The organism is Bacteroidota bacterium (assembly GCA_018266755.1).
Taxonomy (GTDB): Bacteria; Bacteroidota; Ignavibacteria; order Palsa-1295; family Palsa-1295; genus JAFDZW01.
The window spans coordinates 348,769-360,995 of record JAFDZW010000005.1 but is presented as its reverse complement, the minus strand read 5'-3'; the positions used below and the strand labels follow the sequence as shown (position 1 = coordinate 360,995).

At 52.8% G+C, this 12,227-nt stretch carries 8 protein-coding genes; 6 read left to right on the top strand and 2 right to left on the bottom strand.

Going from position 1 to position 12,227, the window contains the following annotated elements; all coding sequences use genetic code 11:
• The first annotated feature begins 330 nt into the window (after positions 1-330).
• From JSS75_06125 to guaB, 3 genes are all read left to right on the top strand, one after another.
• Positions 331-1,833 (top strand): tetratricopeptide repeat protein, encoded by a 1,503-nt coding sequence (locus tag JSS75_06125; GenBank protein MBS1903261.1) that lies wholly within the window; start codon positions 331-333, stop codon positions 1,831-1,833.
• Positions 1,834-1,878: 45 nt separating this feature from the next.
• Positions 1,879-3,996, top strand: coding sequence for a T9SS type A sorting domain-containing protein (locus tag JSS75_06120; GenBank protein ID MBS1903260.1), 2,118 nt, complete (start codon positions 1,879-1,881; stop codon positions 3,994-3,996).
• 80 nt (positions 3,997-4,076) lie between these two features.
• Positions 4,077-5,600 carry an IMP dehydrogenase gene (gene guaB, locus JSS75_06115; protein MBS1903259.1) on the top strand — a complete coding sequence of 508 codons (1,524 nt, stop codon included), beginning with the start codon at positions 4,077-4,079 and terminating at the stop codon, positions 5,598-5,600.
• Positions 5,601-5,704: 104 nt separating this feature from the next.
• Here guaB and JSS75_06110 read toward each other — a convergent pair whose 3' ends face one another.
• Both JSS75_06110 and JSS75_06105 read right to left on the bottom strand, forming a co-directional pair.
• The gene (locus JSS75_06110; GenBank protein MBS1903258.1) at positions 5,705-6,658 is read right to left on the bottom strand and encodes a hypothetical protein; all 954 of its coding nucleotides are present in this window, start codon (positions 6,656-6,658) and stop codon (positions 5,705-5,707) included.
• A gap of 57 nt (positions 6,659-6,715) precedes the next feature.
• Positions 6,716-8,047: an L-lysine 6-transaminase gene (locus JSS75_06105; GenBank protein ID MBS1903257.1), complete on the bottom strand. Its 1,332-nt coding sequence runs from the start codon at positions 8,045-8,047 to the stop codon at positions 6,716-6,718.
• Positions 8,048-8,514: 467 nt separating this feature from the next.
• Here JSS75_06105 and ispE point away from each other — a divergent pair, with 467 nt between their 5' ends.
• From ispE to JSS75_06090, 3 genes are all read left to right on the top strand, one after another.
• Positions 8,515-9,372 (top strand): 4-(cytidine 5'-diphospho)-2-C-methyl-D-erythritol kinase, encoded by an 858-nt coding sequence (gene ispE / locus JSS75_06100; GenBank protein ID MBS1903256.1) that lies wholly within the window; start codon positions 8,515-8,517, stop codon positions 9,370-9,372.
• Between the two features lie 12 nt (positions 9,373-9,384).
• On the top strand, positions 9,385-10,719 hold the full coding sequence (locus JSS75_06095) for a chloride channel protein (GenBank protein MBS1903255.1): 1,335 nt from the start codon (positions 9,385-9,387) through the stop codon (positions 10,717-10,719).
• A gap of 97 nt (positions 10,720-10,816) precedes the next feature.
• On the top strand, positions 10,817-12,175 hold the full coding sequence (locus JSS75_06090) for a DUF4139 domain-containing protein (protein ID MBS1903254.1): 1,359 nt from the start codon (positions 10,817-10,819) through the stop codon (positions 12,173-12,175).
• Positions 12,176-12,227 lie beyond the last annotated feature (52 nt).

Below are 12,227 nucleotides of genomic sequence, written 5' to 3'. Positions count from 1 at the left end.
TTTTGAGCTTGTAAGGCGCTGTTGATCGAACTAAACCAAGCGAGTTAATAGTCCCACACCGCTATCGTTTTAATTGCCCACAGGTTATCGACAATGCTAATTTTGCTCTCTGAGAGGAGCATGCATCGACTTTTGTATATTTTGCAGTCAAATGATTGTTGATAAGTTATTATAAAGCAATAAATTATAAATATTTAATTAAAGTAAATTATTTCTGTAAAATAGAGATACAATTCCCCCAAACATATGCTATTTTTGTGTTCATAACATGTGGGAATCATGTGAAACGAGGGGGAGGAGTACCGTGTTGCTTTATATAGAGAGCTAGACATGGACATCTACGACGACTACGATCCGTTTGCATTTGACGATGACGATTCGCCCGAAGGGGAAAAGGAAGGTCGAGAAGATCGCCGTCGCTATTTTGAGGAAGAGATAACCCGCTATCGCGAGGAAAAGCGTTCGGAAAAGGACCCCAAACCCCGTGCATTCCTCAACCCGGATATTCTCGAAGAACTCGTTGACTACTGCATAGAGAACGAGAAGTTCGAAGAAGCGCTTCATTACTCCAAATTGCTAACCGAGTACGCGCCGTTCAGCGCCCAGGCATGGTCGCGTCGCGGTATGCTCGAAGCCCATCACGGCCAATTTGAAGAGGCTGCAACGTCATATGAAAAAGGCCTTGCCCTCGATCCGACCGACCCGGAGCTCTCCATGAATTACGGGGTAGTACAAGAGGCTCTCGGCAACACAGAAGACGCTCTTGTCGCGTTCGATCGTGCCCTCAATGTCGATCCGACGAACGACGAAGCGCTGTTCAGCAAGGCGATCTGTCTGGAAAAGGCCGACCGCTTCAAAGAAGCCATTTCGATTTTCCAGTATCTCAGTTCGAAAGAAGAATATACGAAGGACGCTCTCTACGAGCTCGGGTTCTGCTACGACTCGCTTGACGATTTTGACAAAGCGATCGCCGCATACGAGGCGCATCTGGATCTCGATCCCTATAACCATAATTGCTGGTATAACCTTGGCATCGTCTATAACCGCATGGGAAGCTTTAATAAAGCGATTTCATGCTATGACATGGCCCTGGCGATCAAAGACACGTTCGGTTCAGCATGGTATAACCGGGGGAATGCGTATGCAAATCTCGGGAAGCTAAACGAGGCCATCGATTCCTACAAAGAGTGTCTCAAACATGATGCCGAAGATGTAAGCGCATGGCATAATCTCGGCAATGCGTACGAAGAGTTGCAGCGCTGGCGCGATGCGATCCGTTGCTTCTCGCAAGCGATCAAGTTCGACCCAAAGCATTCCGAGAGCTACTTCGGCCGCGGCAGTTGCTACGACGCGCTCGATCATCCCCGCAAAGCACTCGAAGACTATGACGCGGCGCTTGCCATCAACTCCAAGAACTCGGAGTTGTGGTATGCCAAAGCGGATGCACTCTACAATCTTGGCCGTCGCAGCGATGCGATCCTCGCATACAAGATGGTTCTCGAACTTGCGCCGGATGACTTCGAGGCGTGGTACGATTACGGCGTGACACTCCTCGACGAGCGCGAATTCGCCGATGCTGCCGCAGCGTTCGAACAGGCCGCGCATCTGGAGCCGGAATGGGCCGATGCACATTATCTTCGTGCCAAAGCGCTCTATTGCAACGGCGACACGCTGGAAGCGGCAGTGGAGTTGCTTGTCGCATTTAAGCAGGACCCCGCCAAGCGCACGTCGTTCGATACCGAATTCCCCGGTCTCGGATCCGAGACATCATTCTATGAAATCGAGAATATTGTAGCAAGTCCGAAGCAGGACGAGTCTGAGCCTGCGGAGTGACCCTTCATCGTTAGGTTTCCCATCACAATCGATCGTTATACCTCTATGAAACATGTCCTTGTTGCATGCATCGTTTGTGCTATTTCTGTTGCATCTGTAGCGAATGCCCAATGGGAACGGATCGGTCCGACCGGAGGGGTGGTAACGTCTTTTGCCACGAAGGGCTCGCTTACGTTTGCCGGGACGATCGGCGCCGGTGTCATCACCTCGGCTGATTCAGGGAAAACTTGGCGCGAGTCCCGCATTGACGATTCCGTCATGGCGGTTGCTGTGATCGGTAACCATATCTTCGCAGGGACTGCAGGAAATGGCATATTTCGTTCGGATGATGACGGCACACACTGGGCCAAGCTTGCAGGGACGGAAGCGATACCGGGCATTACCGCCCTCGCCGTCATTGACACAGAACTCTATGCAACCACGAACGGACTTGGTGTGAAGCGATCGGCAAATCTTGGGGAAAGCTGGAGTGCTATTACAAACGGCTTGAACGGCGACTGGTGGATAGGATCGCTGGCTGTGGTAGGGACCGATTTGTTCGCGTGTTCTGGTCGGGGATATGTATATCGGCGAAGCAGTGTGACGACTCCGTGGGTAACGATAGATTCTAACCGGTTCAACGTGTCTGCAGTGGGTGGTTCGTTGTACACCTGCACGTTCGGAAACACAGACGTTCGGCGTTCCACCGATCACGGAGCATCATGGACGGTTGTCGATAGTGGCATCGTGGGAGGTTGCTCGGTCGTGACCAAGGTCTGTGCGACCGAGAATGTTGTGCTAGCCCTCGGAAATCAATCCGGTGTATTTCGTACTGTTGACAATGGATCGCATTGGACCGTGACCAGCTTGTATTCGATGATCGCGGCAACGGCTATCGGAGATGTGACGCTCGTCGGAGATTATCAAGGTATTCATCGTTCGACCGATCTCGGCGCGAGCTGGGAGCTCTCGAACAACGGTATTTATATGTTCGAGCAGGCACCTCCGCCGATGGCACATTTGCTTTCGATCGGGAATCGGTTGTTGGCGGGCGTCTATGCTCAAGGCAGTGTGTCGATGTTTCGTAGCGATGACAGCGGCTATCATTGGGTTGGCAGTGGAAACGGTCTTGCGTCGAACACGACAATTCACGACCTACTAAACCTAAACGGCAGTGTGTACGCCGCCGCAGATAGCAAAGGGGTCTTTCGATCCGATGACGATGGATTGACGTGGAATCCTACTTCTCAGGCTCCGAATCAGACAGGAATGGTGTACTCGTTAACACCGCAGGGCTCGAATGTCCTGTGCGGAACAGTATATACCGGTGGTATCTGGATGAGTAGTGACAAGGGTGTGAACTGGGCGGAGCGGGACAATGGCTTCTCCTACATGCTCGGTACTAGTCTTTATAGCGATGCGCAGTTGCTTTGTTCGAACGGCGATGCGCTGATTGCCGCAACGGGATATGGCGGGATCTTTGCATCGTCAGACCTTGGCAATTCGTGGCATCGCACTGCACCGAACTTGATGGCGTCTGCACTCTATGCTTGGGGGAAAGATTTCTACGCAGCCTCTACGGATACGATGACGGCGAATGTAACGGTTTCTGTTTCACATGATAGCGGGGTGACATGGCAACTATTACCTGCCACCGGTCTTACTATGATCTTCGGCAGTATTCGGGCGTTCGTTACGGAAAAGAATCGTATGCTCGCCGGCGGTTCTGGTGGTGTCTTCGTTTCTCTCGATTCCGGTGCGAGTTGGTCGCAATTTAACGAAGGTCTCGAGGACAGAAACGTGTTCAACTTTGCGCTCTACGACGGGTATGTCTATGCCTCGACGAGCTACGGCTTGTGGCGGCGAAAGATCAGCGACCTCCCAGTGGGCAATGCAGGAATCGCTTCCGGGGTCGTGGCAAATAGCCTCGGTCTGAATATTTACCCGAACCCGGCCAGCGACCGATGCGTGGTATCGTTCGATCTGCCGACACCATCGAACGTCACAATTGATGTTGTCAATATGTACGGCTTGGTCGTCGCGACACTGACCGATGAAATACTTGCTGCGGGCCGGCATACGATAGATTGGAATGCATCAGCGGCTGCGACGGGTGAGTACGTCATTCGGTTACGGGTCGGTGGGAGCACGGCAACCGCAACGATCGTTCTGATCCGAGAGTAACAAGAAGAAGCAGGCGAAACCAGCGGCGAACGTTTGTTGTTTTACCAGCGAAGAACAACTGTATCACTCAGGAGTTTTTCATGGCAAAGACCGCAACAACCCGCCTTTCTGTTTCCAAATCCTCACTTCCGCTCGACCTGCAATCGAAGTTTCCCTACGGCGACGGCATCACATACGATGATGTGTTACTCGTACCGAACTATAGCGAAGTACTCCCGCGCGAAGTAGATATATCGACCCAGTTTACCCGCAATATTCGTCTCTATTCGCCGTTTGTCTCAAGCGCGATGGATACGGTGACCGAGTCGGCAATGGCGATCGCAATGGCCCGTGAGGGGGGAATCGGCATTATCCACAAGAATCTTTCTATTCAGCGTCAGGCGGAAGAAGTCGATCGGGTCAAACGCAGCGAAAGCGGGATGATCCAGCACCCGATCACCCTCAAGAAAGGCCATACACTCCGCGATGCGGTATTACTGATGGAGAAATACAGCATTTCGGGTATTCCGGTGATTGACGAGGAGGAGCGCCTGGTTGGGATGCTTACCAACCGCGATATCCGCTTCGAGACGAATCGTGACAAGCGGATCGAGGACATCATGACGAAGGAAAATCTTGTCATTGCTCCAGTTGGAACAACGCTCGAAAAGGCCGAGAGAATATTGCAGTCGAACAAGATCGAAAAGCTTCCCGTCGTTGATCGGTCCGGAAAATTACGCGGACTGATTACGTTTAAGGATATTCAGAAGAAAAAGCGCTATCCTAATGCGGCAAAAGACTCTGCGGGTAGGCTAGTTTGCGGTGCCGCTGTTGGTATCTCGGCGGATACGCTCGATCGTGTAGCTGCGCTCGTGGCCTCAAACTTGGATGTTGTTATCGTTGACACCGCCCATGGTCATACACGAGGCGTGATCGAGATGGTCAAGCGCGTCCGCAAGACATTCAAGCAGATTGATGTCGTTGCCGGAAATGTCGCAACCGGCGAGGGAGCGCTCGCACTGATCGACGCCGGTGTGGACGCCGTGAAGGTTGGTGTCGGTCCCGGGTCGATTTGCACGACCCGTATTGTAGCCGGAGTTGGTGTACCTCAGCTTTCTGCCGTGATGCTGGCATCCGTTGTTGGGGCGAAAAAAGGTGTCCCGATCATTGCCGATGGCGGCATCAAGCAAACAGGCGATATCCCGAAGGCCATCGCCGGCGGTGCGTCAACGGTTATGATCGGCAACCTCTTTGCCGGAACGGAAGAATCGCCTGGCGAAAAGATGTTTCTCGAGGGCCGAGCATATAAGACTTATCGAGGAATGGGTTCGCTTTCCGCAATGGCGCAAGGGTCGGCTGATCGCTATTTCCAGGATGTAGAAGAGGGACTCGCAAAGATGGTGCCGGAAGGAATCGAAGGACGTGTACCGTTCAAGGGGTCGCTCTCCGAGATCATTTATCAGATGGCGGGCGGACTGAAAGCGGCAATGGGCTACACCGGTTCTGCCACCATTCAGGAGCTTCAGGCAAAAGGGAAGTTCGTGCGTATCTCACCTGCAAGCTTGCGAGAGTCGCATCCGCACGATGTAACGATCACAAAAGAGGCACCGAATTATCATTTGTAATATCGGTGTATTTCAAAGCGAAAATCCCGTTCGGTATGTCTGGATATTCTCGACACACCGAACGGGATTTTCAATACCTGTTGCCCAAGAACGAAGGTCAGGCGTTAGGCATCACCTAACGTCGGAATCTCGGCTTCTGCCTCTGCAAACTCCTCGTTCGCTTTGACAAGCTCGGGGAAGTAGTGCTCCTCCTGGATCGAACGGGCGAGGTACTCAGCCCAATTCGTATCTCCGGTGCCGCGCGGCGCTTTGACCATGTGTTTGGCAGCGGCACGCAAATGTGATTTCTTCCAATCGATGATCGACTGGTCGAGTGCGAGTAATTCGTGCGCGAGGGTCCGAATATCGCCGCCGAGGTCACCGTTGAGCGTTGCAGCATAAAGAGATTGTAGGTCGGTGATACCGGAGGCTGCGCGTACGGCGCGTTCAAATGCCATACGGAAGGAATACGGCTCGCGCTTTTCGTACATATCATTGAGCCAGGCCAAATGCTTCTCTTTGAACTTGACAAGCGTCAGCGTCGGTTCGCCGGTTTCGAGATTACGTGCTGCTCGCTCCCAGTAGAACGTTTTGTCTTCACCTTTTTGCTTGCGTTCAAGACCGGCGACGATCTCGATCGCGCGGAACTGTGCGGATTGGAAACCGCTGGACGATCCGAAGGCCTTTCGGAAGATCAGAAATTCTTCGGTGTCGAGTCCGTCGATGAGTATGTCAAAACTCTGCGTGAGAAAGCCGAGAATACGATTGGTGCGGCTTGCAGCTTGAATCCCGTATGCAATATCGGCGGGCGACTTCAGCAACGCCCCGATCCCCGCTTCCATCTCGTGCAACGCAAGCCGAAACCATAGCTCGGTCTGCTGATGATACATCAAAAACGTGAGCTCGTCGTGATAATCGGTCAGCGGCTTTTGCAGCGAAAGCAGTGTGTCGGTCTGGATGTAGTCGTCGTAGGTGATCTCCCGACGGATTGCGATTCCTTCAAGATAATCGGCGGCACGGTCGCCATAGCGAGCGACTACTTGTGCCAGAGCAGCGTCGGTACTGTTCGGTTGTGACATTCGTACGGTAATGAGCGTATGGTTGTGGGTACAGCCCCAGGGGTGGTGAGCAGTGAGTTAAAATTCTCGAAGCGATAGCTCCTTGATTTGTTCGCGAATGACCGTAATCCCCATATCGATCTCTTCGCGGGAAATATTGAGCGCAGGCCGGAATCGGATCGAACGGTCGCCGCAGCCGATCAGAATCAGCCCTTCGTCGTAACATTTTTGACGCAATGCGTCGCGCATCTGGGCCTCGGCAAGTGTAAAGGCGATCATCAGCCCTTTGCCGCGAGGGTTCGCAATGACGGTCGGAAATTCTTCGGCCAGTGATTGCACCTGACCAAGCATATACTCACCTTGGCTGTGCGCATTCTCGACGAGATTCTCGTCACGGATGATCTCCAAGTATTTCTGCGCACGAACCATGTCGACGAGATTGCCGCCCCAGGTCGAGTTAATACGACTCGACTTCAGAAAGACATTATCATGCACCTCATCGATGCGACGTGAGGCAAGCAGGCCGCAGACTTGCATCTTTTTTCCGAAGGTCATGATGTCGGGCTGGACATAGTGTTGGTGCGCCCACATCTTTCCGGTGAGGCCAATGCCTGTCTGAACCTCATCATAAATAAGCAACGCATCGTTTTCATCGGCAAGCCGACGCAATGTCCGGTGGAAATTCTCGCTGAAATAATTATCTCCGCCCTCGCCCTGGATCGGTTCGATGATGATCGCCGCGATTTGGTCGGGATAGTTCATGAAGGCCTCTTTCATCTGCTTGAGCGACTTCTCCTCCGCTTCGGCAGCTTTGGCGAGGTTCTCTTCATTAAGCGGAAAGGTGAGGAACGGCGAGTCGATCCTTGGCCATTCTTTGAACTTCGGGAAATAGAGTGTCTTGGTCGGGTCGGTATTCGTCAGCGAGAGGGCGTAACCGTTACGGCCATGGAATGCGTAGCGGAAATGCATGATCATGTGACCACGCTCCTGCGTATAGCCTTTGAGAAAATTCTTCCGGACTTTCCAGTCGAATGCAACCTTCAGAGCGTTTTCCACCGCCGCGCCGCCGCCCTCGATCAGGAATAGGTGGGGAAGGTACTCTGGGATTGCAACCTGGCTGAACGTTTCGACAAATTCCGCCATCTCGACCGTGTATGCATCGGAGCTCGAGGGCTTGTTCATCGCGGCAGAGAGGAGGCGAGTCTTGAACTCTTCCTCTTCCATGCTCGGATGGTTCATCCCTACGGGGCAACTCGCAAAGAAGGTAAAGAAGTCGAGGAAGCGCTTGCCGGTTCGGGCGTCATGAATGAAATTTCCTTGGGATTTGCGAAGGTCGACCACCAGGTCGAACCCGTCAACAAGCATGTGCTTTCCGAGCGTCTCGTGGACGCGGTCGGCGGATATACGCACCGATTTACTGCCCCGATTCTGCAACTCGTGACGTACTTCCGAGCTGGCACGGACTTCAACAATATTCTCTTTCACGATGGATGCCCTTTCTAATTTGTATAATTAGAATTACCGATAGTATTCTAAAGTATTTTCGAGGACTGACAATGCTACAATTTTGCAACGGTATCAGAACAAGTAACTTCCGGTAAACGTTTTCTCGGGCTGATGCTGGTAGTGGCACCGTGTTAGACTGTATTCGTATTGTCATTCTGAGCGAAGCGAAGAATTGCTTTGGCGGAGCCTTACTGCGTTTCATCAAGGGATTCTTCGCTTCGCTCAGAATGACTACTTCGTAAACCGTTTAATGAGAGGCGCTACCCCAATGCTCTAATGTGTCCCGGTTTAAGGCGCTACAGTGAAAGGACAGAATGTCACAACGCATCGGGGTGATTTAAAACACTTCTATCTAAATACGTCGTCGTTGGATGAGCCGAACATACTACTCATACTGCAAGATTAACCTCGGGCTTGAGGTGCTTGGCCGTCGGCCCGATGGGTATCACGACCTCAACACCATTTTCTATCGGTTAGACGAGCCGTTCGATAGATTCGAGGTCGATCTCTCCGACAGATACTCGCTTCGAGTAGAAGGTAGTTCTGTACCGTCCGACAACAGCAATCTGGTGACGCGAGCAATCAGAGCCTGTGCTGAGGTGATGGGAGAGCAAATGCCGGGGCTCTCGATCAGTCTGCAGAAACGGGTCCCGGTCGGAGCCGGACTTGGCGGCGGCTCGGCAAATGCTGCTTTAGCAATCAAAATCTTTTCGGATCTGGTCGCTCCGATTCCTACGGAGACTCAATTCAACATTGCAGGGTCTCTCGGAGCTGATGTCCCGTTTTTTCTTCTCGAGTCTCGAATGGCATTGGCTGGAGGGATTGGGGACATACTCACGCCGATTGAGTTCGTACTCGCAAATCCGATCGTACTCGTAAAACCGCTTGAAATATCTATCAACACCGCCGAGGCATATCGTCGGCTTGATGAAATCGGTGAACGATCGAACGCGACAGAACTCGTCGCAGTACTTCGTCAACCGATTGCAGAATGGAAATATGGGCTCCGAAACGATTTTGAGCCGATTGCGCTTTCCATTGCTCCGCAATTGGAGACATTACGCGATGACCTGGAGCGATCTGGCGCACTGTTCGTACGAATAAGCGGAAGTGGAAGCGCCTTTTTTGCGATCTATTCGAGCATCGCCGACGCAGAGACCGCAGTCGCCCAACAACGGGCCGACCCAACGCGAGCGGTCTATCTCAATCCGGGCTTGCCAGTGGGATGATTCTTATACGGAATGAAGGAAATACATAACGCAGAAAGAAAAAAACGCAGCGAGACGTTTGCAGGCGACGTCGTGCGCTCTGTGGCGGGCTACCGGCATACCTCCTATGGTTTGCTTGGAGTTTCGATCGCGCTTGGCGTGAGTGTTGGCCTGTGCGTTGTCTTGTTCCGACTTGTAATGCGGACTGCCGAGGATGGTTTCGGCTCGCTCTTTCTTTCTGCTACCGCCTCTCTACCGGGTGGACGATTTCTATTTCCGTTGCTTACCGCTCTTGGCGGGTTGGGCGTCGGCATACTTGGCCAAACGATCTTCAAGCATGGTCACGAGGAAGGGATGCATGGTCTGGTGGTGGCGATCAAAGAGCGTGCGGGAAAAATGCATTGGATTAGTTCGCTCAAAGCAGTCGTAGGGGCAGCTCTGACAATCGGATCTGGCGGTGGCGGTGGAAAAGAAGGACCGGTGATCCTGCTTGGCTCCAGCGTCGGTTCGGCGCTCGGACAGCTCGCGAAATTGAAACCCGATGCACTTCGGACACTCTGTGCGGCGGGCGCGGCGGCGGCGATCAGCGGTATTTTCAACGCGCCACTTGCCGGCATCATCTTTGCTGTGGAGGCGATCTACGGAGAGATCGTAATGGGGCCGTTCATCTCCGTCGTTGTCGCTTCTGTCCTTTCCACTGCGGTCAGACGGCTGCTCATTGCCGACCAAACGGTCATCGACTTTAGTGGATTTATTGCTCCGAGTCCCGAAGGATACGTGTTTATCGGACTCGTCGGCTTAAGCTGCGGTTTCGTCTCGTATTACTATCTGCGTAGTTACCATGCGATCCATCGATGGTTTTCGATTGGGGCAGCCAAGTTGCCGAAGGTATTGCGCCCGATGATCGGCGGACTTGCCGCAGGATGCATCGCAACAGCGTTGCCAACCATGTTGGAAATGTCCTACCGTCCAGTGAGTGATGCAATCGCCGGAAGATATGGGCTTGCGATCGCATTGGCGTCGTTTCTTGTCAAGCCGATCTCAAACGCGGTGACTCTCTCGAGCGGCGGATCCGGCGGGACGTTTGCGCCATCGATTAAAGCCGGGGCGATGTGGGGATTGGCAGTATCGCTGTTGTGTGCCGGGTTCATGCCGGCGCTTGCTCCGGGGCTGCTTGCTGTGGCTTGCGCAGCCGCAGTGCTTGCGGGGACGTGGCGAATACCGCTAACCGCGGCAGTGCTACTTACCGAGGCGACACAAAATTTCGAGATCTTGCTTCCGTTACTGTTTGCTACCGTCCTTTCCGTTTTTGTCGTGGGCAAAATTCGGTCCGCTCCATCGTTCAACCCACTCGAGACAAAAGATTGACATCATAGAGCGAGGGAATTGGCACGATTTTTATAGTCATACCCGCATCGAATGTTATTTTGCATTCGACGATTGCTCCATGAAGCCATATTCATCTATGAAGCGTACCCTGTTTACTATCGCGCTCACGGCATGCGCTTGCGCTGCTTTTGCCCAAGCACCTGCCGAGCCTGCACGTCAGGAGCTTAACCTGACAGTGTATAACTCGAACCTGGCTGTCGTGCGAGATGTCCGACTCGTGGATATCGCGAAAGGACAAAGCACGATTTCGCTACGAGACGTCTCGGCGCAGATCGACCCGACAAGCGTGCGTGTCGTCTCGCCGTCGCATCCGGGCGCCATTAGTGTGCTCGAACAGAATTTCGAATACGATCTTGTCAACCAGTCGGCGCTGCTCGACCGCTATATCGATAAGCATATCAGCGTCACCGACGACAAGAAGAATGTGACCGAAGGGAAATTGCTGGCCGCTGACGGCGGTCAGCTCACACTCCAGACCGACAAGGGAATCGTGATGCTGACCGGCGGTGCGCAGCAGATATCCGTCCCGATGCTTCCTGAAGGATTGATCACCCGACCGACATTGGTGTGGTTGATGAATTCCGGCTCGGAGCATACCAGAGAACCCTTGGAAGTATCGTATCAGACGGGCGGAATCAGTTGGCATGCCGAGTATATCGCCACCCTTGCCGAGGATGAGAAGAGTCTGGACCTGTCAGGGTGGGTGAGTATTGAGAATCATAGCGGCACATCGTATCCCGACGCACATTTGAAAGTGGTCGCGGGCTCGATCAATCGGGCGGTGGCACCGGTGTATAGCAAAGCAAGAGAGAATTCGCTGCGCTATAGTAACATTACGACCGACGATATAGAAGAGCGCAATTTCTTCGAGTATCACTTGTACGATCTGGGCAGGAAAACGACGATCGCAAATAATGAAGTCAAGCAGATTTCGCTTCTAATTGCAGAGGGGGTCAAAGCGCAGAAGGTGTATTCATACTATGGCGGACGAAATGTAGAAGTCTCGATCAAGTTCAAGAACACGAAGGAAAATGGGATGGGGATGGCGCTGCCGATGGGGACCGTCAGGATAATGAAACGCGACAAGGATGGCGCTGTCGAACTTGCCGGTGAGGACCGCATCCAGCACACTCCACGCGACGAGGAGGTCACGGTCAAGGCCGGCAATGCCTTCGACCTGATCGGCGAACGCACCGTGACAGAATCGAGAGAGACCGGCCCACACACATCGACCGAGTCCGCAGAGATCAATTTGAAGAATCGGAAGGACGAAGATGTAATCGTCGATGTCTATGAAAACCTTAGCCCGAATTGGACTATTACCGTTTGGTCCGACGATTACGAGAAAAAGTCTGCGAATCAGATCGTATTTCACGTCCCGGTTAAGGCCAGATCGGAGCATAAGGTCCGGTACACGGTAACGTATTCGCGCTGAAGAGGAAAATAATTGAAAGGCAGAAGAATTTCGGTAGTGGTGTTGTAACCTT

Bases quoted from the DNA above. Each gene is read 5' to 3' on its own strand.
- JSS75_06125 (MBS1903261.1), top strand. From the start codon at position 331: ATGGACATCTACGACGACTACGATCCGTTTGCATTTGACGATGACGAT.
- JSS75_06120 (MBS1903260.1), top strand. From the start codon at position 1,879: ATGAAACATGTCCTTGTTGCATGCATCGTTTGTGCTATTTCTGTTGCA.
- guaB (MBS1903259.1), top strand. From the start codon at position 4,077: ATGGCAAAGACCGCAACAACCCGCCTTTCTGTTTCCAAATCCTCACTT.
- JSS75_06110 (MBS1903258.1), bottom strand. From the start codon at position 6,658: ATGTCACAACCGAACAGTACCGACGCTGCTCTGGCACAAGTAGTCGCT.
- ispE (MBS1903256.1), top strand. From the start codon at position 8,515: ATGAGCCGAACATACTACTCATACTGCAAGATTAACCTCGGGCTTGAG.
- JSS75_06095 (MBS1903255.1), top strand. From the start codon at position 9,385: ATGAAGGAAATACATAACGCAGAAAGAAAAAAACGCAGCGAGACGTTT.
- JSS75_06090 (MBS1903254.1), top strand. From the start codon at position 10,817: ATGAAGCGTACCCTGTTTACTATCGCGCTCACGGCATGCGCTTGCGCT.